General features: G+C 37.8%; 19 protein-coding genes. All 19 read left to right on the plus strand.

Going from position 1 to position 22,264, the window contains the following annotated elements:
* Positions 1–3 precede the first annotated feature (3 nt).
* The 19 genes from uvrA to rimI all read left to right on the plus strand — a co-directional run bounded on the left by uvrA (position 4) and on the right by rimI (position 22,257).
* Positions 4–2,829: an excinuclease ABC subunit UvrA gene (gene uvrA / locus QBE53_03605; protein ID WZL82208.1), complete on the plus strand. Its 2,826-nt coding sequence runs from the start codon at positions 4–6 to the stop codon at positions 2,827–2,829.
* A gap of 90 nt (positions 2,830–2,919) precedes the next feature.
* Positions 2,920–3,648 carry a PHP domain-containing protein gene (locus QBE53_03610; protein WZL82209.1) on the plus strand — a complete coding sequence of 243 codons (729 nt, stop codon included), beginning with the start codon at positions 2,920–2,922 and terminating at the stop codon, positions 3,646–3,648.
* Between the two features lie 83 nt (positions 3,649–3,731).
* Positions 3,732–4,211 carry an NAD(P)H-dependent oxidoreductase subunit E gene (locus tag QBE53_03615; protein ID WZL83262.1) on the plus strand — a complete coding sequence of 160 codons (480 nt, stop codon included), beginning with the start codon at positions 3,732–3,734 and terminating at the stop codon, positions 4,209–4,211.
* A gap of 12 nt (positions 4,212–4,223) precedes the next feature.
* On the plus strand, positions 4,224–4,619 hold the full coding sequence (locus QBE53_03620) for a (2Fe-2S) ferredoxin domain-containing protein (GenBank protein WZL82210.1): 396 nt from the start codon (positions 4,224–4,226) through the stop codon (positions 4,617–4,619).
* Positions 4,620–4,639: 20 nt separating this feature from the next.
* Complete coding sequence (locus tag QBE53_03625; GenBank protein ID WZL82211.1) at positions 4,640–6,433, plus strand: NADH-quinone oxidoreductase subunit NuoF; 1,794 nt, start codon at positions 4,640–4,642, stop codon at positions 6,431–6,433.
* A gap of 26 nt (positions 6,434–6,459) precedes the next feature.
* Positions 6,460–8,223, plus strand: a complete 1,764-nt coding sequence (locus QBE53_03630; protein ID WZL82212.1) for an NADH-dependent [FeFe] hydrogenase, group A6 — start codon at positions 6,460–6,462, stop codon at positions 8,221–8,223.
* A gap of 181 nt (positions 8,224–8,404) precedes the next feature.
* The gene (gene raiA, locus QBE53_03635; GenBank protein WZL82213.1) at positions 8,405–8,938 is read left to right on the plus strand and encodes a ribosome-associated translation inhibitor RaiA; all 534 of its coding nucleotides are present in this window, start codon (positions 8,405–8,407) and stop codon (positions 8,936–8,938) included.
* 376 nt (positions 8,939–9,314) lie between these two features.
* Positions 9,315–11,912: a preprotein translocase subunit SecA gene (gene secA, locus QBE53_03640; GenBank protein ID WZL82214.1), complete on the plus strand. Its 2,598-nt coding sequence runs from the start codon at positions 9,315–9,317 to the stop codon at positions 11,910–11,912.
* Positions 11,913–11,932: 20 nt separating this feature from the next.
* Positions 11,933–13,043 (plus strand): peptide chain release factor 2 gene (gene prfB, locus QBE53_03645; protein WZL82215.1). Its coding sequence is split into 2 segments (ribosomal slippage): positions 11,933–12,007 and positions 12,009–13,043, totalling 1,110 coding nucleotides; the frame shifts between segments, so codons are not numbered across the junction.
* 35 nt (positions 13,044–13,078) lie between these two features.
* Positions 13,079–13,540: a chemotaxis protein CheW gene (locus QBE53_03650; protein WZL82216.1), complete on the plus strand. Its 462-nt coding sequence runs from the start codon at positions 13,079–13,081 to the stop codon at positions 13,538–13,540.
* 133 nt (positions 13,541–13,673) lie between these two features.
* Positions 13,674–14,117 (plus strand): ACT domain-containing protein, encoded by a 444-nt coding sequence (locus tag QBE53_03655; GenBank protein ID WZL82217.1) that lies wholly within the window; start codon positions 13,674–13,676, stop codon positions 14,115–14,117.
* Positions 14,118–14,121: 4 nt separating this feature from the next.
* Positions 14,122–15,342: a homoserine dehydrogenase gene (locus tag QBE53_03660; GenBank protein WZL82218.1), complete on the plus strand. Its 1,221-nt coding sequence runs from the start codon at positions 14,122–14,124 to the stop codon at positions 15,340–15,342.
* A 3-nt stretch (positions 15,343–15,345) separates the two neighbouring features.
* Positions 15,346–16,554, plus strand: coding sequence for a cofactor-independent phosphoglycerate mutase (locus QBE53_03665; protein WZL82219.1), 1,209 nt, complete (start codon positions 15,346–15,348; stop codon positions 16,552–16,554).
* A 25-nt stretch (positions 16,555–16,579) separates the two neighbouring features.
* Positions 16,580–17,791 carry an aspartate kinase gene (locus QBE53_03670; protein WZL82220.1) on the plus strand — a complete coding sequence of 404 codons (1,212 nt, stop codon included), beginning with the start codon at positions 16,580–16,582 and terminating at the stop codon, positions 17,789–17,791.
* 137 nt (positions 17,792–17,928) lie between these two features.
* The gene (locus QBE53_03675) at positions 17,929–20,070 is read left to right on the plus strand and encodes a Tex family protein (GenBank protein WZL82221.1); all 2,142 of its coding nucleotides are present in this window, start codon (positions 17,929–17,931) and stop codon (positions 20,068–20,070) included.
* A 14-nt stretch (positions 20,071–20,084) separates the two neighbouring features.
* Positions 20,085–20,702 carry a YcxB family protein gene (locus tag QBE53_03680; protein ID WZL82222.1) on the plus strand — a complete coding sequence of 206 codons (618 nt, stop codon included), beginning with the start codon at positions 20,085–20,087 and terminating at the stop codon, positions 20,700–20,702.
* Entirely contained in the window at positions 20,689–21,111 is a 423-nt protein-coding gene (gene tsaE / locus QBE53_03685; protein WZL82223.1) for a tRNA (adenosine(37)-N6)-threonylcarbamoyltransferase complex ATPase subunit type 1 TsaE, read from the plus strand. The genes QBE53_03680 and tsaE overlap by 14 nt, the downstream gene beginning before the upstream one ends.
* On the plus strand, positions 21,108–21,827 hold the full coding sequence (gene tsaB / locus QBE53_03690) for a tRNA (adenosine(37)-N6)-threonylcarbamoyltransferase complex dimerization subunit type 1 TsaB (protein ID WZL82224.1): 720 nt from the start codon (positions 21,108–21,110) through the stop codon (positions 21,825–21,827). The genes tsaE and tsaB overlap by 4 nt, the downstream gene beginning before the upstream one ends.
* Positions 21,814–22,257 (plus strand): ribosomal protein S18-alanine N-acetyltransferase, encoded by a 444-nt coding sequence (gene rimI, locus QBE53_03695; GenBank protein ID WZL82225.1) that lies wholly within the window; start codon positions 21,814–21,816, stop codon positions 22,255–22,257. Before tsaB ends, rimI begins: the two co-directional genes overlap by 14 nt.
* The last annotated feature ends 7 nt before the right edge of the window (positions 22,258–22,264 follow it).

Below are 22,264 nucleotides of genomic sequence, written 5' to 3' on the forward strand. Positions count from 1 at the left end.
AGTATGTCAAAAAATAAGATTGTTATAAAAGGTGCCAAAGAGCATAATTTAAAAAATATTGATTTAGAGTTGCCGAGAGATCAATTTATTGTCATGACAGGACTTAGTGGATCAGGTAAGTCCTCTTTAGCGTTCGATACGATATATGCAGAGGGACAGCGTCGATATGTTGAATCGTTGTCTTCCTATGCGCGTCAATTCTTAGGTCAGATGGAAAAACCTGATGTTGAAACCATTGAAGGCTTGTCGCCGGCAATATCGATTGATCAAAAAACAACCCACAAAAATCCACGATCGACGGTGGGAACGGTTACAGAGATTTATGACTATTATCGCTTGTTATATGCTCGGGTTGGAATTCCTCATTGTCCAAAATGTGGAAAGCCTATTCATAAACAAACAGTGGACCAAATTGTGGACCATATATTAGAACTTGAAGAAGGAACAAAAATTCAACTATTGGCGCCCATCGTACGTGGACGTAAAGGACAGCACACTAAACTGTTGGAACAAGCAAAAAAAAGTGGCTATATTCGAGTGCTCATTGATGGAAATATGTATGATTTAAGTGAAGAGATTGAGCTTGAAAAAAATAAAAAGCATACGATCGCTATTGTTGTTGATCGTCTTGTTGTTAAAAAAGATATACAAAAGCGCCTAAGTGACTCCATTGAGACGGTTATGCGCCTATCGGAAGGTATCTTAGAAGTTGATGTGATTGGCGCTGAACGCCTAACCTTTAGTCAGCACTTTGCATGCCCAGATTGTGAGATCAGTATCGAAGAAATTGAACCGAGAATGTTTTCCTTTAACAACCCGTTTGGAGCATGTCCGGCGTGCCATGGGCTAGGATTTACCATGAAGTTTGATCCGGATTTGATTATTCCGAATCCATCGCTTTCCATTCGACAAGGTGCAATTCAAGCACCAGGTTGGGGCTTGGCAAATAAGAAAAAAAGTTATACACTAAGTCTTTTTGAATCACTGGCAGCAAAGTACAAATTCAGCTTGGATTTAGCCTACAGTCAATTACCCTCAAAAATTCAGACCTTGATTTTATATGGCAATGAAGGCAAGCAAATTAAAGTGAAATATGAGAATGATCATATGTCCGGAGAATATGCAACAGCATTTGAAGGGGTTATCCCTGGATTGGAGCGTAGATATCAAGAGACATCATCAGACTACATGCGATCAGAATATGAAGCGCTGATGACGAATGATGAGTGTGAAGCGTGCCATGGAGCACGCCTTAAGCCTGAATCATTAGCTGTAACTGTAGGAGGAAAAAATATCGTTGAAGTTACAGAACAAGCGATTATTGATATTCAAGCATTTATGGAAAGCCTTCAATTAACAAAGCGTCAAGAGTTAATTGGGGAGCAAATATTAAAAGAAATCAAAGCACGAATTAACTTTCTTGTTGATGTGGGATTAGATTATCTGTCGTTGTCTCGTACAGCGGGAACCCTTTCAGGAGGGGAAGGGCAAAGGATTCGACTTGCAACACAAATCGGTTCAGGGTTAGTTGGTGTGGTTTATATTCTAGATGAACCTTCAATTGGATTGCATCAAAGAGATAATGGGCGTCTCCTAAAGACATTAAAGCATCTTCGCGACTTAGGTAATACCCTTATTGTTGTTGAACATGATGAAGAGACGATGGAAGAGGCGGACTTTATTGTTGATATAGGTCCTCGAGCAGGAGTTCATGGGGGGGAAGTCGTTTATGCAGGAGATGTACAAGGAATTAAAACGGCCGAACATTCCATAACAGGACAGTACCTCTCTAAGCGTCTTGAGATTCCAATACCTAAAGTTAGAAGGGTTCCTGATGAACGCTGGGTAAACATACGTGGAGCAAAGGAAAACAACTTAAAAGATATCGATGTATCCATTCCTTTGGGGGTATTAACATGCGTGACTGGAGTGTCAGGATCTGGCAAGAGCTCCCTTGTAAATGAAATCCTATATAAGCGATTGGCAAGAGATCTTAATCGTGCAAAATTAAAACCGGGAGTACACAAAGATATTGAAGGATTGGAACATTTAGATAAAGTAATTGATATAGACCAATCTCCTATTGGACGTACGCCAAGATCTAATCCAGCAACATATACAGGCGTATTTGATCATATTCGTGATATTTTTTCGGCAACGCAAGATGCCAAAGTTCGTGGATATGCTAAGGGACGCTTTAGCTTTAATGTTAAAGGGGGACGGTGTGAAGCATGCCGCGGAGATGGAATACTGAAGATAGAGATGCACTTTTTACCGGATATTTATGTTCCGTGTGAAGTATGCCATGGTGAACGCTATAATCGTGAAACATTAGAGATAAAGTATAAAGGGAAGAATATTTCAGAGGTTTTAGATATGACCGTCGAAGATGCTTTGACTTTTTTTGAAAATGTACCTCGAATAAAAAATAAAATGCAAACACTCTATGACGTAGGTCTAGGTTATATTAAGTTGGGACAGCCATCCACAACTTTATCAGGAGGAGAAGCCCAAAGGGTAAAATTGGCAACAGAACTGAGTAAGCGAAGTACAGGAAAGACAATGTATATATTAGATGAACCGACAACGGGGCTACATTTTGATGATGTAAGCAAATTGATTACAATATTGCAGACGCTTGTAGAACAGGGCAATTCAGTGTTAGTCATTGAGCACAATCTTGATGTAATTAAAACAGCAGATTACATTATTGATATGGGACCTGAGGGTGGACATCGTGGTGGAACGGTAATAGGAAAGGGAACGCCGGAAGAAATAGCTCAAAATAAAAAGTCTTATACTGGGGCTTACATAAAAAAAATGCTCTAATCATTCGTTTACAATAATGTGGAAATCTGTTATAATGAGGTCTGAATTGTACAAGGTGTAATGACAATAATTTAACAAATGGGGATTGCAATGAATGTAAAATATGACTTTCACATCCATACCGCATTATCATCGTGTGCCTTAGAAGAAATGTCACCAAATAATATTGTGAACATGGCGATTATTAGTGAATTAGATGCTATTGCCATTACAGATCACAATAGCTGCCAAAATGTAGACGCAGTCATGACAGTCGCTAAGGAACATGGTCTTGTCGTCATTCCGGGGATGGAAGTCGAAACTCGAGAAGAGATTCATGTTGTCTGTTTATTTGAAACGGTTCAAGCCTGCAATAAAATGCAGGCATATGTTTATGCCAGTTTACCTAAAAGGAAAAATAAACCTTCTGTTTTAGGACGACAACTCATTTTTGATGTACAAGATAATATTATTGCAGAAGAAGAAAGACTGTTGTCTTTTGCAACGACAATTCCTCTTGAAGACCTCATTCAACAGATAATTAATCTAGGTGGTGTTGCCATTCCGGCACATATTGACCGCCCAAGTTATAGTGTTGTTTCTAACTTGGGATTTATCCCACCCAATCTGCCCGTTCAATGTCTTGAAATTTCACAATACGCAGAGTACAATACATATAAAGATAAATATAAAAAGCACACGCTGTTACAATCATCAGACGCGCATGAACTTGGCTTTATAGGCATTTGCATGAAAGAACTTCAGATTCCTAAAGTATCAAAGTCTCAACTGAACGTAAAAGTTGTGCTTGATTTTTTAAAAAAGATTGACAAATCATAAACAAAAAAATGTTAGTTAGAGATGAATAATCTCTTCTTATATAAAGGTTAAGGCTATGTAATACAATTTTAAGGAGGTTAATGATGGCTGCTAATCACGATTTAACTCAAGAAAAATACCAAGAACTTGCAGACTTTATTGATGCATTGCCAGATACAAAAGGCGAACTCATCAAAGTTTTGCATAAAGCACAGGGGATTTTCGGATACCTTCCGGCTGATGTACAAAAATTTGTAGCAAAAAAATTAAAAGTTTCTACAGCAAAGGTATTTGGAGTCGTAAGTTTCTACTCATTTTTTACTATGGAACCTAAAGGGGAACATGATATTTCCATTTGTTTGGGAACAGCATGTTATGTTCGAGGTGCAGAAAAAATAGTTGATGCATTCTCAAAAGAACTAGGTATAGGTGTTGGAGAAACAACTCCTGATGGTAAGTTTTCAATTACTGGATTACGATGTATAGGCGCATGTGGTTTGGCTCCTGTTGTAACAATCGGTGAAAAAACTTATGGACGTTTAACGGCTGACATGGTTAAAGATATTTTAGCTGAATACAAATAGGAGGGAAAAATAATGGCAAAAATTAAATCACTTGATGAATTAATGAAGATTAAAAATGATGTTAAAAATAAAGTGGCCCTTAGAGAAAAAGGCGATAATGTCGATTCTCTGATTCAGATTAAAGTAGCAATGGCAACATGTGGAATTGCAGCAGGCGCGCGTGAGGTTATGGATTATCTAATTCAAGAAACGCATCGACAAGGCATTGATAACGTTGTTGTTACACAAACAGGATGCATGAGTTATTGTTATGCAGAACCTACTATTGAAGTAACTCTACCCAATCAAGAACCCGTTGTATTCGGAGACGTTAATGAAGCGAAGGCAAAAGAGATTATTGAAAAATACTTAAAAGCTGGAGAACTTGTTGACGGAATCATTCCAGCAACGCATAAGACAGTAGAATAGAAAGGTTAGGAGGCGTAATAATGGCAAACGAAAAAATGCATGTATTGGTCTGTGGAGGAACGGGATGTCTTTCGGCTGAAGCAGAAGGAATTATCACAAATCTTAGAAGTTCTATAACAGCTGAAAACTTAGATGCAGATGTTCAAGTTCTTAAGACTGGATGTTTTGGATTTTGTGAAAAAGGACCGATTGTAAAAATATTACCAGACAATACATTTTATGTACAAGTTAAACCAGAAGATGCAGAAGAAATTGTAAAAGAACACCTAGTAAAGGGAAGAAAAGTAGAACGTTTACTATATGTTGACCCAGATAAAAAAGTGATTATTTCCGATTCAAAGCATATGGACTTCTACAAAAAGCAAATGCGTATAGCATTGAGAAACTGTGGATTTGTTGATCCAGGAAATATTGATGAGTATATTGCTCGTGATGGATATATGGCACTTGGAAAAGCTATAACAGATATGACACCTGAGATCGTTATCCAAGAAATCAAAGATTCAGGTCTTCGTGGCCGAGGTGGTGGTGGATTCCCAACTGGATTGAAATGGGAATTTGCACGTGGATACGATGCGGATCAAAAATATGTTATCTGTAATGCGGATGAAGGTGACCCAGGTGCATTTATGGACCGATCCATTCTTGAAGGTGATCCACATACGATTATTGAAGCAATGGCAATTTGTGGATATGCTATTGGTGCGTCCAAAGGTCGTGTATATATCCGTGCGGAGTACCCATTAGCGATTAAACGTTTACAAGCAGCAATTGACGTTGCTCGTGAATATGGTTTACTTGGAGACAATATTTTAGAATCTGGTTTTGATTTTGATATTGAACTTACATTAGGAGCAGGAGCTTTTGTATGTGGTGAAGAAACGGCGCTTATCCATTCTATGGAAGGTGAACGTGGAGAACCAACAACAAAACCACCATTCCCAGCAGAATCAGGATATTGGGGCAAACCGACCAATGTAAATAACGTGGAGACATTTGCTAACGTACCTGTTATCTTACTAAAAGGTGCAGATTGGTTTAATAAAATTGGTACAGAAAAATCAAAAGGTACAAAAGTATTTGCGTTAGCTGGAAAAATCAATAACGTTGGACTTATAGAAGTGCCAATGGGTACAACACTTCGTGAAGTTATTTATGACATCGGTGGTGGCATAAAAGACGGTAAGAAATTTAAAGCCGTTCAAACCGGTGGACCATCAGGTGGATGTTTAACAGAAAAAGACTTAGATACACCAATTGACTTTGATAACCTTATTGCAAAAGGATCCATGATGGGATCAGGCGGTATGATTGTTATGGACGAAGACGATTGTATGCCGGCAGTGGCTAAATTCTATCTTGAATTTACAGAAGAAGAGTCTTGTGGAAAATGTACACCTTGTCGCGTAGGAACTAAGCGTTTATCGGAGCTTCTTGAACTTACGTGTGCAGGAAAAGCTGAACTTCGCCACTTAGATGAAATGAAGCGTTTAAGTCGTGTTATTAAAGATACTGCTTTATGTGGATTGGGACAAACAGCTCCAAACCCTGTTTTATCAACATTAGATGCATTTTGGGATGAATATGTTGCACACGTTCAAGAAAAAACATGTCCAGCAGGCCAATGTAGCAGTCTAGTAAAATACATCATCGATGAAGAAAAATGTATTGGATGTACAGCATGTGCACGTGTCTGTCCAGTTGGATGTATATCCGGAGAAGTGAAGAAACCACATGTGATTAATCAAGATGAGTGTATTAAGTGTGGCGCATGTTACGATAAATGTAAATTCGATGCTATTTTTAAGCAATAGAAATAAAAGATAAAGGAGTGTACCCAATGTCAGATATTAAAATTACTATTGATGGTAAAGAGGTTACTGTTCCGGCTGGTAGCACAGTACTTGATGGGGCTAAAAAGCTTGGAATTCATATCCCTACTTTATGTCATTTAGATTTACATGATACAAAAATGGTCAATCAATCCGCATCATGTCGTGTATGTGTGGTTGAAATTGATGGAAGAAGAAACTTGGCACCATCTTGTGCAACCCCTGCTGTTGAAGGGATGGATATTCGAACAAATACGATTCGTGTAATGGAAGCTAGAAAAACTGTACTTGAACTTTTAGTTTCGGATCATCCAAAAGATTGCTTGGCATGTGCAAAAGCTGGCGATTGTGAGCTACAAGATCTATCAGAGTTATGTGGATTAAGTGCAGACTCTATTTCAGGAACGGCTATGTCAACATATAAAAAAGATTATTCTCCATCACTTATACGTGATATGGATAAATGTGTTATGTGTCGTCGATGTGAGACAATGTGTAATAATGTTCAAACAGTAGGAGCACTTTCGGCAATCAACCGTGGATTTGATGCTGTTGTTTCAGCTGCATTTGAATTACCAATGGAAGAAACAGTTTGTACACATTGCGGCCAATGTGTAGCGGTCTGTCCAACAGGTGCATTAACAGAAAACAACCAGACATGGAAAGTAGTAGAAGCATTAGCGGACCCAACTAAAACTGTAGTTGTACAAACAGCGCCCGCTGTTCGTGTAGCATTAGGTGAAGAGTTTGGACATGAACCAGGTACAATCTTTACAAATCAAATGGTTACTGCATTGCGTCAAATCGGATTCAACTACGTATTTGACACTGATTTTGCAGCGGACCTTACGATTATGGAAGAAGGAACAGAGTTACTTGGACGTCTACAAAATTACTTAGATGGAAAAGCAGAGCAGACATTGCCTATCTTAACATCATGTTGCCCTGCATGGGTTAACTTTGTAGAGAGCCAATTCCCAGAGCTTATTGATATTCCATCATCAGCTAAATCACCAATGCAAATGTTTGGTGCTGTGGCGAAAAGTTATTTTGCTGAGAAGCTTGAAGTTAAACGTGAAGACCTTGTGGTTGTATCTATTATGCCATGTTTGGCGAAAAAATATGAAGCGAGTCGTGATGAGTTTGCAGTGGATGGAAATCCAGATGTTGACTTGGTATTATCAACACGTGAATTAGCGGATCTTATTAAAAAATTAAACATTGACCCAGACGAACTTGAAGCAAGTGAGTTTGATAATCCGTTAGGAATGTCAACAGGTGCTGGAGTTATCTTTGGTTCAACAGGTGGAGTTATTGAAGCGGCGGTAAGAACTGCATATGAGCTTCGCACAGGTAAAACATTAGAGCGTGTAGATTTTGAACAACTTCGAGGGTTTGATGGTGTACGTGTAGCTTCTGTCGCTATGGATGATGTTACGTTAAATATCGGAATTGCCCATGGTCTTGGTAATGCACGTGCTTTACTTGAAGAAATCCGTGATGGTAATCCAAGAGATATTCATGCGATTGAAGTTATGGCATGTCCAGGTGGATGTATCGGTGGAGCAGGACAACCCTATCACCATGGAAATGCAGAAATTATTAAAGCACGTCAAGATGCTATCTATGAAATTGACAAGAACATGCCATTACGTAAATCTCATGAAAACCCTGCAATTATTGAGTTGTATGAGACTTATTTAGATAAACCGATGAGTGAAAAAGCACATCATTTACTCCATACGGCATATTCTATTAAAGAAAAAGTATAATTTAATTATAATGTAAAATAGTCTATGTATATTGAAGTTGCATCTGTAGAAAATGACAGATGCAACTTTTCTATATAAAAAAAAGGAATTTTGAAAGTTATGGAGAATATGTATGTATTAGATAATATAGAATATTTTTCGAAAAGTATAATGAAAAATATTCCGGAAGGAGTTGTTATTTATGCGTTATGTAATTACAGGGAAAAACTTTGAGGTAACCGAACCACTTCGAAATATTTCAGAAGAAAAGATTAGCAAGTTAGAGAAGTATTTTACGTCGGAAACGACAGCAAATATAACGATGAGTGTCGTAAGAAAGCAACATCGAATCGAGGTAACGATTCCATTGAAAGGTACTGTTATTCGTGCAGAAGAAAATGCAGAGAATATGTATGCAGCTATTGATCTTGTTGTAGACAAGCTAGAACGTCAGCTTGTAAAGCACCGACACAAGTTAATCGATCGTCATCGACATAGTGGTTCATTTAGAAGTGCATTCCTAGATGCTGAGCCAGATCTTCAAGAAGAAGAAGGTCCAAAAATTGTTCGTACAAAGCGATTTGCAGTTAAACCAATGGATGCAGAAGAAGCGTGTATGGAACTTGAATTATTAGGACATGATTTCTTTGTATTTAGAAATGCAGATACAGAAGAAGTTAATGTCGTATATAAACGTAAAAATGGTGATTTTGGTTTGATTGAGCCAGAAGCATAAGCAAAATATGTGATTAAGATATAGAGAAGATGGTTGCTTGCAACCATCTTTTTTTAGTCAGAATATTGATTGACATAATTCTATCAATTCAATAAATCCACAGATAAAAGAGTAAAAAAAGTGCCGAAAATAGGGTTATGCACAGACTTAGACACACTATCCACAGAAATAATATGAGAAAATTATGTAAACCTAGAAACTTATCCACAGAAGCTTAGGGAAGAAAGTAGAAAATTAATACCATTTTTATAGGATGTTGCGGACTTTTGTGTTAAAATACAAGCAATACATGATTTCAAGAAAGTGTCTTGAAGGACCTACTGTAAAATGATACAATAGAGTAATGTAAAAATAGTTAAATTGGAAGGTGGACAAGATGGGGATTATTGAGAAAATCTTCGGAACCCATAGTGAAAGAGAATTAAAGCGAATTTACCCAATAGTTGATCAGATAGAAGCGTTAGAGCCGAAAATGATTGATTTGACCGATGAAGAGTTAAAGGCAAAAACAGAAGAATTCCGTGGACGTATCCATGAAGGAGAAGCACTGGATTCTATTATGGTTGAAGCATTTGCGGTTGTTCGAGAAGCGGCAAAGAGAGTTTTAGGATTACGACCATACAGAGTACAGTTGGTCGGAGCTGTTGTCTTACATCAAGGGCGTATTGCAGAGATGAAAACAGGTGAAGGTAAAACATTAGTTGCGCCTATCGCGGCATATTTAAATGCACTCGAAGGAAAAGGTGTACATGTTGTAACCGTCAATGATTATCTTGCTACACGTGATGCTGAATGGATGGGAGAAGTATTTAATTTTCTAGGGTTAACAGTTGGTGTTATTGTCAACGGATTAAATCACGAAGAACGACAAGCTGCGTACCGTTGCGACATTACCTATGGAACGAATAATGAATTTGGTTTTGACTACTTACGGGATAATATGGTTATATTTGAACGAGAGATGGTTCAAAGACCGTTAAACTATGCAATCATCGATGAGGTTGACTCCGTATTAATTGATGAAGCAAGAACACCGTTGATAATATCTGGAAGCAGTAGCAAGTCAACACACCTATATCAACAAGCACACATGCTTGCTCAGCGTTTAAAAGAAGGGCGAGTATTAGGAGAAGTAACCAAATTAAGCGCACTTCTTAATGAAGACATTGAAGAAGAAGGCGACTACGTTATCGATGAGAAAACGAAAAATGCTACGCTGACAGCAGATGGTGTGAAGCGGGTTGAAGAGTATTTTCAAATTGATAACTTAGCGGATCCGGAAAATATGGAAATACAGCACCATATTAATCTTGCATTAAAGGCATTAAAATTAATGCACCGAGATAAAGACTATGTCATCAAAGACGATGAAATAGTCATTGTTGATGAATTTACAGGGCGTTTAATGCCGGGGCGACGTTACTCCAATGGTCTGCATCAAGCGATTGAAGCCAAGGAAAATGTGAAGGTTAAACGGGAAAGTAAGACACTAGCAACGATTACATTCCAAAATTACTTCAACCGTTATGAAAAAAAATCAGGTATGACAGGTACGGCGTTAACGGAAGAAGAAGAGTTCCGTTCCATCTATGGTATGGATGTTATCGTCATACCAACGAACCGTCCGATTGCAAGAAAAGACCACAATGATGTGGTATATAAAAGTGTTGCAGAAAAATATCGTGCCATTGCAAAAGAAGTGGTTGCAAGCCATCAAAAAGGGCAACCTGTTCTTGTGGGAACGGTCAGTATAGAGTCATCAGAAGATTTAAGTAAAACCCTAAAACGCGAAGGCGTTCCACATAAAGTATTAAATGCAAAGTTTCATGAGCGAGAGGCTGAAATTGTTGCACAAGCTGGACAGCTCGGCGCGGTAACCATTGCGACAAATATGGCGGGACGTGGTACCGACATCAAGCTTGGAGAAGGGGTTAAAGAAGCAGGAGGCCTTAAAATTATTGGTACAGAGCGTCATGAGTCACGACGTATTGATAATCAGCTTCGAGGACGTGCAGGACGTCAAGGGGATCCAGGTGAATCACGCTTCTTCATTTCTTTGGAAGATGAATTGATGCGCCTATTTGGTTCAGACAAAATGAAAAATACAGTCGAACGTTTAGGATTACCGGATGATGAACCAATATCAGCGGGAATTCTATCTAACCGTATTGAAGATGCTCAACGTAAAGTGGAGGGCAATAACTTTGGTATACGTAAACGTTTATTAGACTATGACCAAGTCATGAATGAGCAACGTGAGATTATCTATGAAGAACGGTTAAAAGTTCTTAAAGGCGAAAGTATGCGTTCAATCATTTTAAAAATGGTTGATGATATTATAGAACGTAATGTTAATGCCCATTCGAATGGTATGGATCATATGGATGAGTGGGATTTAATGGGACTTCGAGAATCCTTGACAAAAATCATTCCGTTCCCAAATTTTAACTTTGATGAAAAAACCCGAGATACCATGACAAAAGAAAAATTCATCGAGTTATTGCAAGAGCTTGCACATAAAATGTATGAAGCCAAAGAAAAAGAATTCGATGAACCGGAGATGATGCGTGAACCTGAACGGGTAATACTACTTCGTGCAATCGATCAAAAGTGGATGGACCATATTGATAATATGGATCAAATGCGCCAAGGAATCAATTTAGTGGCATTTGGACAAAGAGATCCGCTAGTTGAATATAAACTTGTTGGCTTTGATATGTTTGATGATATGATTGAAAGTATTCAAGAAGATACTGTGCGTATACTTTATCGTATTGCACCACGTAACAAAATTGAACGTGAACGTGTTGCTAAGAACATATCCACAAATCGTGGTGAAGAAGCTGCGAAAAAAACAGTAAAGCACACAGGTAGAAAACTAGGAAGAAATGAACTGTGCCATTGTGGTAGCGGTAAAAAATATAAGCAGTGTCATGGTCCTTCAGAAAATTATAATTACCGTATAGAAGAATAACCATTGAAAGAGGTGATTTAATGTTAGCTTTAGAACAACTCAAGCAAGAATTGCAAAAGTATGAAGTGAAATTAGATGAAATGAGTGTTTCACTTTGACTTATTTAATGTTAAAATAAAAATAGAAACGATAGAAAATGAAATGGCTCGTGAAGATTTTTGGGATGATCCTGAAAAGTCACAAGAAGAGATGAAGGCGTTGAAGGGGCTTAAAGATAAGGTGGCGTCCTTTGAACAGCTTTCAGAGGCCTATGACGATGCACAAACAATGATTAGCATCGCAGAAGAAGAGGATGACGAAGGCTTGGTTGAAGAAATTAAGTCTATGGCAGAACGCTTTTTTAAGCAATATGAAACCCTTCGCATTGATACGTTGCTCTCAGGTCCGTATGACCGTAACAATGCAATTGTGTCTCTTCATGCAGGTGCAGGTGGAACAGAGTCCTGTGATTGGGTGAGTATGCTCTATCGTATGTATTTAAAGTGGGCAGATAAAAAAGAATATAAAACAGAAGTTCTGGACTATTTAGATGGAGATGAAGCAGGGATTAAATCGGTGACCTTTCAGATATCCGGTGAAAATGCCTATGGATATCTAAAAGCGGAAAAAGGGGTTCACCGCTTGGTGCGAATCTCTCCCTTTGACTCCTCAGGAAGACGCCATACGTCATTTGCATCCTGTGATGTTCTCCCGGAGATAGATGACTCTATTGAACTAGACATTCCCGATGATGAACTACGTATAGATACCTATCGGGCAAGTGGTGCCGGAGGCCAGCACATTAATAAAACGGATTCAGCAATACGTATAACCCATATTCCAACCAATACGGTAGTACAATGTCAAAATGAACGTTCACAACATAAAAATAAAGATAAAGCAATGTCCATGCTTAAAGCAAAGCTATTAGAACTTAAGCAAATTGAGCAACAAGAAGAAATGAAAGAAATTCGCGGCGAAGTCAAAGAAATCGGTTGGGGAAGTCAAATCCGTTCATATGTCATGCATCCGTATAATATGGTCAAAGATCATAGAACGAGTGTGGAGACCGGCAATGTTAATGCCGTTATGGATGGTGATATTGATGCATTTATCAATGGATATTTAATTTGGCTAACAACAGATCAATAATAAATTATATCTCAAATTTAAAGGAGGAAAAAACAATGGCTTCATTACAGCAAGTAATTTTCAAACTTGATCATGAGGAATATGGTTTGAATATTATGCAGGTTAATGGTATTGAGAAGTATCAAGAAGTTGTTAAGGTACCAAACTCACCTAAATATATTGAAGGGATTATCAACCTTAGAGGCGAGGTATTACCAATCTATAGTTTAAGAAAAAAATTTAATCTTGAAGAAAAAGAGATTAATGAAGACACAAAAATCATCGTTGTTAATACCAATGACATGATGATAGGATTTGTTGTGGACTCTGTTTCCGAGATTTTACAGATTGAAGAAGATAGTATTGAACAGGCGCCTAAAATTGTAACAGGAGTTAATCGTAAATATATCAAAAGCGTTGCAAAACAAGAAGAACGCATGATTATATTAATTGACATTGATCTTATTGTTTCGGATGAAGAAAAAGCAGAACTCGAAGAAGTTATAGTGGAAGCTTAATCGTTCAATAAGTGATAAAAGGATAATGCTAAACTGTTATCCTTTTTTTTCTTGCAATAAATTTATAGATGTGATATTATCTTTCTAGTAAATACAAATGTTTCTGACAAAAATACAAAACGAGGTGAAAGTTATGCCGGATAATGCAAAATACTATATTTTAAAGAAGAAAGCGCTACCAGAAGTGTTTTTAAAAGTTGTTGAAGCAAAAGCTTTAATCGAAAGAGAAAAAGCAATAACAGTACAAGAGGCAGTAGACCTTGTTGGTATTAGTCGTAGTTCTTTCTACAAATATAAGGATTGTATTTTTCCCTTCTTTGACAATGGACGAGGAAGCGTCGTAACATTTGCCGTTAAAGTAGATGATGAACCTGGGTTGTTATCTACGGTTATTGAAAAAATTGCTGAGGCAAAAGCCAACATATTAACAATTAATCAGTCGATACCGATTAACGGAGTGGCAAACTTGACAATAAGCATCGAGATATTACCAGAGACATTAGATGTTGAAGCACTGATTGATTCAATTGAAATGTTTGAAGGTATACATCACGTCAAAATATTAGCAAGGGAGTAAAAAGATGGTTAACATAGCGATATTGGGATATGGAACGGTAGGATCAGGTGTTGTAGAAGTACTCGAAAAAAATAAGGCAAGTATTGATAATAAAGCAGGAGACGAGCTTTATATAAAATATGTTCTTGATTTAAAAGAATTTCCTGGAACATCGATTGAGACAAAGTTAACAAAGAACTTTGAAGATATCTTGGAGGATGATTCTGTACAAATCGTCGTTGAAGTAATGGGAGGATTAAAGCCAGCCTATGACTTTGTGAAAAAGGCCTTACTAAAAGGAAAAAGTGTGGTTACATCCAATAAAGAATTGGTTGCTAGATATGGTCCTGAGCTACTTGAGATTGCACGACGAAAAAATATCAACTTTTTATTTGAAGCCAGTGTAGGTGGGGGGATTCCAATTATTCGCCCATTGAACAAATCATTAACGGCAGATGAGATTTATGAAATCACAGGGATATTAAATGGAACAACAAACTATATCCTAAGCAAGATGGCCCGTGAAGGTTTGAATTTTGAAGAAGTGCTAAAAGAGGCACAGGAATTAGGCTTTGCAGAGCGTGACCCTGAAGCGGATATTGAAGGCTATGACGCTTGTCGTAAAATTGCAATCTTATCCTCATTAGCTTACGGAATGCATGTAAACTTTGAAGAGATATATACAGAAGGCATCTCAAAGATTCGACTCAAAGATTTAGAATATGCAAAGGAACTTGGATATCAGATAAAACTTTTAGGTATTAGCAAAAAGATTGAAGAAAAAGCATATGCCATGGTAGCGCCCATGATGATTTCTGACAATCATCCTTTATCCAATGTACATGATGTGTTCAATGCGATTTTTATTAAAGGAAATGTTATTGGGGACGTAATGTTTTATGGAAGTGGTGCTGGAAAATTACCAACGGCTTCTGCTGTTGTTGCCGATGTGGTAGATGCTGCGAAGCATCTAGATAAGAACATCATTACGCATTGGTACTCAAAAGAAATGAATCTGATGTCTTTAGAAGAAGTGCCAAGCCAACTATTTATTGCAATTAAAGGACATGGATATCAAGATGTTCTTGAAGAAGTCTTTGGAAAAGTATCATACATCCATAGTGATGATGAAACGGTATTTATTACTCAAAGATCAACAGAAGGTGAGCTGTCGGATAAAGTTCATCGTTTGCAAGAGCAGTATCAACTAGAAGTGACATCAACAATTCGTATAGAAAAGGATTAGGTCATGAAATATATAATTGTATTAGCCGATGGAATGGCAGATGAGCCCATCGAAGCGTTAAACAATAAGACACCATTAGAAGTGGCGAAAACACCAATGTTTGATAGATTGGCAAATGTTGGTGAAGTAGGATTGGTCGATACTATACCCCAAGGCATGAATCCGGGAAGCGACACTGCAAATCTTTCAGTTATGGGGTATGATCCGAGGAAGTATTATACTGGTCGTTCTCCTTTAGAGGCAGTAAGTATTGGGGTTGAGATGCAAGAGAGTGATATATGCTTTCGCGTTAATTTTGTAACATTAACAGAAGAAGAAACCTACTGGAATAAGACGATTGAAGACCATAGTGCGGATGAGATTACTACACAAGAGGCTGCGATACTTTTGGAGGCAGTCAAAGAAGCGTTTGAAGATGCAGAGCTAACATTTTATCAAGGTGTTAATTATCGACATGCACTTATCTGGGATCATGGTTCAATGGACGTAAATTTAGAACCGCCGCACAATATTTTGGGCAAACAAATAGCACCATATCAGCCTACCGGAGACAATAGTGAACAGATACGTCAAATGATGGAACGAAGTTTTGAAATCTTAAATCATCATCCAGTCAATGAAGCACGACGTCAAAAAGGTTTGCGTCCGGCAAACAGTATATGGCCATGGGGAGAAGGGGTAAGACCGGAGCTTCCTGATTTTGAAAAAATGTTTAACAAAAAGGGTGCTATGATTTCAGCCGTTGATTTATTAAAAGGTATTGCCATTGCAGCGAATATGAAAAGTATCGATGTTGAAGGAGCAACTGGAAATATTCATACCAATTATCAAGGAAAAGTAGATGCAGCAATAAGGGCTTTTGAAGATGGATATGATTTTGTGTATTTACATGTGGAAGCGCCAGATGAATGTGGGCATCGCGGAGAACTGGACAATAAAGTAAAAGCGATCGAGCTCATTGATGAAAAGGTTGTCGCTCCTATTTACAATTATTTCAAAGAAAAAGAAGAAGCGTTTAAGATTGGGATTTTACCGGATCATCCTACGCCGCTACATATTCGAACACATACTAATGATCCGGTGCCTTATCTAATCTATACAAATGAACAAGAAAAACACAACCATTTCTTTTTTTCTGAAGCTGGTGCAAAAGCGAGTGGCAAGATAATAAAGCAAGGTTATCAATTTATGCCATACTTTTTAGGCAAATGATTATAAATGAAGACGGAGGAAATATATGCTTGTAGTTAAAAAATTCGGTGGCAGTTCTGTCGCCAACAAAGAACGTGTATTTAATGTTGCAAATCGAATTCTAGAAGATTATAAAGCAGGACATCAAGTAGTAGTTGTTTTATCGGCCCAAGGAGATACGACAGATGAGCTCTTAGCAAAGGCTGCGGAGATCACGGCGAATCCTTCAAAACGAGAAATGGATATGCTGCTTGCAACAGGAGAGCAGCAATCTGTTGCGCTGATGTCGTTAGCGCTTCATGAATTAGGTTATCCGGCGATATCGCTGAATGCATTTCAAGTAGGCATGAATACGTCAAGAACATATGGAAATGCCCGATTAAAAGGTATTGATAAAGAACGTATGGAAATGGAATTAGAACTTAACAATATTGTTCTTGTTACAGGATTTCAAGGGATTAACCGATATGAAGATGTAACGACACTTGGACGTGGGGGCTCGGACACTACGGCGGTTGCACTTGCAGCTGCATTAAATGCCGACCGCTGTGAGATATATACAGATGTTGATGGGGTATATACAGCAGATCCACGTGTTGTCAAAGATGCAAGAAAGCTAGATGAGATAACCTATGATGAAATGCTAGAATTAGCTTCATTGGGAGCGAAAGTATTGCACAACCGTTCGGTCGAACTTGCAAAAAAATATAAGGTTGAATTAGTGGTTCGATCAAGTTTAACACAAGCAGAAGGAACGATAGTTAAGGAGGAATGTAAAATGGAAAAAATGTTGGTCAGTGGTGTTGCAGCAGATAAAGACGTAGCACGTATAGCAGTGATAGGGATTCAAGATAGACCGGGTAAAGCGTTTGATTTATTTAGCTTACTTTCAAAAAATAATATCAGTGTTGATATCATTTTACAATCCATCGGACGCGACGGAACAAAGGACATCACGTTTACAGTTGCAAAAAGCGATTTGAAAGAAGCCACACAATTGATTGAATCGAACTTGGATCATCTAGAAGCAAGTAGCTTCCTCTTTGATGATGATGTGGCCAAAGTATCTGTTGTTGGAGCAGGAATGGCTTCAAATGCAGGGGTTGCAACTAAAATGTTTGAGGCGCTATACGATGCGGATATTAACATTCACATGATTTCAACATCAGAAATCAAAATCTCCGTATTAGTATCAGAAAAAGATGCTGATGATGCGCTTGTTGCGATTCATGACCACTTCAAATTAGGAGTTCGATAAGTAGACCGATATCGATGGACGTTAGAAAAATGCCTAACGTCCATCTTTTTTTGTCCTATTGTACTCCCTTTCTTGAAATTTCTTGGAATTGATATTATAATGAGTATGCACTTTTAGAAAAAACAAAGGGGTCTTATATGGAAATCAAAAAACAGTTACAACAAGAATTCGGGTTACAAGCATGGCAGGTGGAAAATACGCTGGCATTAATTGATGCGGGTAATACCATTCCATTTATTTCTAGATATAGAAAAGAACAAACAGGGTCACTCTCAGACGAAGTGTTACGTGAATTATCCGAACGCTTAACATATCTAACCAATTTAGAGGCAAGAAAAGAGCAAGTGCGTGCAACGATTATTGAACAGGAAAAAATGACGTCAGAAATTGAAAAAGCGTTAGTTCAGGCGCAGACACTCGTTGAAGTCGAAGATATCTATCGACCCTATAAGCAAAAGAAACGAACGCGTGCAACAATCGCAAAAGAAAATGGATTAGAACCCTTTGCACTTATTCTTTATATGCAACAGACACATGATGATTTAAATCAATGTGCCCAGGGGTATTTGAATGAAGAAAAAGGAATAACCGATATTAAGCAAGTCTTTGATGGAGCCAAAGATATTATTGCAGAGATGATCTCAGATGATGCAGATATACGTAAATACCTGCGAGATCATACATGGAATGTGGGTAAAATCGTTACAAAAACAAAAACCAAAGAGACCTCAGTATATGAAATGTATTATGAATATGAGGAACCTATAAAAAAGATACCGGGGCATCGTATTCTAGCCATTAATCGTGGTGAAAAGGAAAAAATTCTTTCCGTAAAAATTGATGGGGACGAAGAAAGAGGCATTGGATATATTGAAAAACAAGTGATTCGTAATGAAGCTTTTTCTGGAACTTCTTATATTAAAGAAGCTATTGAAGATGCCTACAAACGTTTGATTTTTCCTTCGATAGAGCGTGAACTGCGTAGCTATATGACAGAAAATGCTGAAGATGGTGCGATTAAAGTTTTCGGAAAAAATCTAGAGCAGCTTCTTCTTCAACCACCTATTGCAGGAAAAATCATTTTGGCGTTAGACCCTGCTTTTCGAACCGGTTGTAAAGTTGCAGTTATTGATAAGTATGGACAAGTGCTTGACACAGGAGTTGTATACCCAACACCTCCGGTTAATAAAATAGCCGAAGCAAAGAAAATCCTTGGGAAAATGATCAATCAACATCAAGTGAATCTTATTGCGATTGGAAATGGAACGGCGTCAAGAGAGACAGAAAGCTTTACTGTTGAGATGCTTAAAGAAATGAAAAGTAACATACAGTATGTTATAGTCAATGAAGCCGGAGCTTCGGTATATTCAGCGTCTAAGCTTGGGACAGAAGAATTTCCGGAATATGATGTAGCGCTTCGAAGCGCAGTTTCTATTGGAAGACGACTACAAGACCCGCTGGCAGAACTAGTAAAGATTGATCCCCAATCGATTGGAGTAGGTCAGTATCAGCACGATATGAATCAAAAAAAATTAGCAGAAACCCTATCTGGAGTGGTTGAAGATTCTGTTAACCGAGTAGGAATCGATTTGAATACGGCAAGTGTTTCCTTACTACAATATATTTCAGGAATCAGCAAAGCGGTAGCTAAAAACATTGTTAGTTATCGTGAAGAAAATGGTGAGTTTAAGACACGAAAAGAGTTGCTTAAGGTCGCAAAACTTGGTCCTAAGGCATTTGAGCAATCGGCAGGATTTTTACGTATACGTAATGGAAAAAACCCATTGGATAATACAGGAGTCCATCCTGAATCGTATGCAGCAACAGAAAAATTCATGAAATTATTGGATTTAGATCTACATTATGAAGTCAAAGAAATGCTAACAAAGGTTGGAAGTATCCAACATGTAGGCGAGGTAGCAGAAAAAATCGGTGTGGGAGAACCGACCCTTCAAGACATTATTTTGGAGTTGAAGAAACCGGGTAGAGACCCTCGTGATGAAATGCCAAAGCCAATCTTACGCAGTGATGTGTTAGAAATGGATGATTTAAAAATCGGAATGCGTTTAAGTGGAACCGTCAGAAATGTCATTGACTTTGGGGCCTTTGTAGACATTGGTGTCCATCAAGATGGGTTAGTACATATCTCAAAATTGAGTAAAAAATATATTAAGCACCCCCTTGAGGTGGTAGCCATTGGAGATATTGTTGAAGTGGAAGTTATTTCAGTGGACGTTGCAAAAAAACGTATAGGCCTATCAATGGTAAATGAAGATTAAAACTAGGAGATAAGATGAAAGAACTTGTACAAATTACTGTTAAAACAAAAACAATGGATTTATTTAGATTTATGCTATTTCATGCATACTCGAGTTTGAGTGGTGTAATTACAATGATCTTTGGTTTAGGATCATTGATCATGTTACCGGTGACCTACTTTGTGTGGAAAGATGCATTTGTCTCTTTGATATTACTCATGGTTGTCATCATTTACGTTATTGTGACACCTTTAAATATGCTCTCCCAATCCAAGCGTCAAGTTATTTCCAATCCGGTATTTAAAAACCCGATTACATATCATATCAGTGATGAAATATTTGAAGTACAGCAATATACCGGAACGGTTCGCTTGTTTTGGAATCAACTATTTCGCATTAAGAAGACACCCTTTGATTTTTTATTTTATGTAAATGAACAGCAGGCATTTGTTATTCCCAAAAAAGCAATGAGCGAAGCGGATAACATTACCCTTAATCAAATCATTGAAAAAATCGGTGACCAACTACCCAAGCAACCCACTTTAATAGAGCGATTACGTGGACAGACAACTTCCGTAGCTAATCCGGTTAAGGAAGAACAGATCAAGGTACACACTGTAGATAAAGAGGAAAAAGAAGATGATAAGGCATAGTTATTCACCTGAACAGACATATGCAATAGGAAAAGAAATTGGAGAAAAAGCAAAAGAAGGCGAAGTATACTCGCTGATTGGAGATCTAGGCGTAGGAAAAACTGTTTTTACAAAAGGATTTGCAGAAGGACTTGGCATTGACGAGGATATTACAAGTCCGACCTTTACTTTAGTTAATGAATATGAACAAGGACGGCTACCTTTTTACCATTTTGATGTGTACCGCATTGAAGACATATCTGAAATTGAAGACATAGGTTATGAAGAATATTTTTACGGCCATGGGGTCACACTTGTTGAATGGGCAAATAAAATAAAATCCCTCTTGCCAAAAGGTACGCGAACGATTATTATTGAAAAGGATTTAGAGCAAGGGTTTGAATACCGGAAAATTCAGGAGATCATATGAAAATATTAGGAATTGAAAGCTCGTCGACAATTGCATCGGTTGCAGTTGTTGAGGATGGACAGCTATTAGGTGAATATACTATTAATCATACGCTAAAACATTCAAAAACATTGATGCCAATGATTCAAGAAATGCTCAATAAACTTGAATTAAAACCCAAAGATATTGGCTTAATTGCTGTTTCAGAAGGTCCAGGTTCCTTTACGGGCTTAAGGATTGGAAGTGCAACGGCAAAAGGATTGGCGCAGGGATTGAATATTCCGATTGTGAGCATACCTACAATGCAAGTGTTGGCAAGTACGGTATTAATCCCAGGAGCAAAAGTGCATGCCATCATGTATGCCAGGGCAAGAGAAGTGTACTATCAAACATTTATGATAAGTGTCAAGGAACGGCATTTTTTGGTGGAGCCCCAGACACCCTTAGTCACATGTGAAATAGAAGAAGTGGCGGAAAAATTAAAAAAAGAAACACATCATGTGTATCTTGTTGGTGATGCAGTCTTTAGATTTGAACAAGATCTAGAAGGGCTTGGAGAAAAAATTATAAGCTTCTTGCCGGTATATACGAATCTCATGGCAAAAAATGTTGCAATATTAGGTCAATCAAGGTATGATGATAATGATGTAATGACATATCAAGAGCACCGTCCCTATTATCATAAAAAATCTCAAGCTGAACGCGAATATGAGAGTAAAAATCATGCGAAAAATTAAAGTTGAATCAATGTCGCAAGAAGATATTCAAGATATCGTTGATATTGAAAAGACCACATTCAGCATTCCCTGGACCTATGAAAGCTTTATACAAGAGTTGGCCAATCCTCATGCACACTATATTGTTTTAAAATGTGATGACCATCTTATTGGGTATGGAGGTTTTTGGAAAATATTGGATGAAGGACATATAACCAATGTTGCTATTACTTCGGCGTATAGAGGATTGGGCTATGGAACAATGCTTATCAAAGCATTACTACAAGAAGCAAAGAAGTTAAAGATACATCAGTTAACACTGGAAGTTAGAGAGAGCAATTTACGTGCTATCAAAGCCTATGAACAACTTGGCTTTACAATAGAAGGCAAGAGACGCCGCTACTACACTAAACCAATAGAAGATGCTATGATTATGTGGTTATCTTTATAACAAGGAG

The sequence above is a fragment of the Vallitaleaceae bacterium 9-2 genome, assembly GCA_038396585.1.
Taxonomy (GTDB): Bacteria; Bacillota; Clostridia; order Lachnospirales; family Vallitaleaceae; genus UBA1351.

What these genes read in the sequence shown, in the direction of transcription:
- uvrA (WZL82208.1), top strand. Translation starts at nt 4, where the DNA reads ATGTCAAAAAATAAGATTGTTATAAAAGGTGCCAAAGAGCATAATTTA.
- QBE53_03610 (WZL82209.1), top strand. Translation starts at nt 2,920, where the DNA reads ATGAATGTAAAATATGACTTTCACATCCATACCGCATTATCATCGTGT.
- QBE53_03615 (WZL83262.1), top strand. Translation starts at nt 3,732, where the DNA reads ATGGCTGCTAATCACGATTTAACTCAAGAAAAATACCAAGAACTTGCA.
- QBE53_03620 (WZL82210.1), top strand. Translation starts at nt 4,224, where the DNA reads ATGGCAAAAATTAAATCACTTGATGAATTAATGAAGATTAAAAATGAT.
- QBE53_03625 (WZL82211.1), top strand. Translation starts at nt 4,640, where the DNA reads ATGGCAAACGAAAAAATGCATGTATTGGTCTGTGGAGGAACGGGATGT.
- QBE53_03630 (WZL82212.1), top strand. Translation starts at nt 6,460, where the DNA reads ATGTCAGATATTAAAATTACTATTGATGGTAAAGAGGTTACTGTTCCG.
- raiA (WZL82213.1), top strand. Translation starts at nt 8,405, where the DNA reads ATGCGTTATGTAATTACAGGGAAAAACTTTGAGGTAACCGAACCACTT.
- secA (WZL82214.1), top strand. Translation starts at nt 9,315, where the DNA reads ATGGGGATTATTGAGAAAATCTTCGGAACCCATAGTGAAAGAGAATTA.
- QBE53_03650 (WZL82216.1), top strand. Translation starts at nt 13,079, where the DNA reads ATGGCTTCATTACAGCAAGTAATTTTCAAACTTGATCATGAGGAATAT.
- QBE53_03655 (WZL82217.1), top strand. Translation starts at nt 13,674, where the DNA reads ATGCCGGATAATGCAAAATACTATATTTTAAAGAAGAAAGCGCTACCA.
- QBE53_03660 (WZL82218.1), top strand. Translation starts at nt 14,122, where the DNA reads ATGGTTAACATAGCGATATTGGGATATGGAACGGTAGGATCAGGTGTT.
- QBE53_03665 (WZL82219.1), top strand. Translation starts at nt 15,346, where the DNA reads ATGAAATATATAATTGTATTAGCCGATGGAATGGCAGATGAGCCCATC.
- QBE53_03670 (WZL82220.1), top strand. Translation starts at nt 16,580, where the DNA reads ATGCTTGTAGTTAAAAAATTCGGTGGCAGTTCTGTCGCCAACAAAGAA.
- QBE53_03675 (WZL82221.1), top strand. Translation starts at nt 17,929, where the DNA reads ATGGAAATCAAAAAACAGTTACAACAAGAATTCGGGTTACAAGCATGG.
- QBE53_03680 (WZL82222.1), top strand. Translation starts at nt 20,085, where the DNA reads ATGAAAGAACTTGTACAAATTACTGTTAAAACAAAAACAATGGATTTA.
- tsaE (WZL82223.1), top strand. Translation starts at nt 20,689, where the DNA reads ATGATAAGGCATAGTTATTCACCTGAACAGACATATGCAATAGGAAAA.
- tsaB (WZL82224.1), top strand. Translation starts at nt 21,108, where the DNA reads ATGAAAATATTAGGAATTGAAAGCTCGTCGACAATTGCATCGGTTGCA.
- rimI (WZL82225.1), top strand. Translation starts at nt 21,814, where the DNA reads ATGCGAAAAATTAAAGTTGAATCAATGTCGCAAGAAGATATTCAAGAT.